At 49.3% G+C, this 509-nt stretch carries 1 protein-coding gene; it reads right to left on the bottom strand.

What is annotated here, in order from left to right:
* On the bottom strand, positions 1-214 hold a 214-nt coding region (locus GFB48_RS17645; protein ID WP_205597773.1), incomplete at its 3' end, for a hypothetical protein.
* Positions 215-509 lie beyond the last annotated feature (295 nt).

Here is a 509-nt window from a genome sequence, read left to right as displayed (position 1 = left end):
CAGCATCATAGATGCGTTTTGCCCACACAGGCCCGACATAGGGGATGGTGCGCAATTTCTGTCGATCATCGGCCAGTATGTCATTAATTGTGCGCAAATTCGTATGGGAAATAATGTCCTCGAGTTTTCGCTCTGGTAGTGGCAATTCTGTTAGAGATAGGCGAAGAACCTCTGCATAGATACTTCCGTCGCGCAACTCGGTGCCGCATTTCATACAGTACCTTTGATCTGAAAATGCTCGTTGTGTTCCACATTTCGGACATTGCGAAAAGCTCAGCTTGCAACGGCCTTCGTAATCGCTTCCTAGCAAAGTGGAGGCCTTTGCGCGAACTAATGATTGGGAGCCTCCTGCAGATAGCCCATCACAAACGGTACGTAGGGAAAAACTTCTACCGAGCGAAAGCGCATTGTCAGTTGCCACAAGTGCGTGATGAAACATATACCTTCGGTAGGATCCCTTTCCGCGGCTTTGGCTACCAACATCCCGAACAACGCCGGAGTATTCAAGC

The organism is Paraferrimonas sp. SM1919, assembly GCF_010993985.1.
GTDB lineage: Bacteria > Pseudomonadota > Gammaproteobacteria > Enterobacterales > Shewanellaceae > SM1919.
Note: the sequence above shows the minus strand (reverse complement) of the source record. Positions and strands in the feature narration are given on the sequence as shown.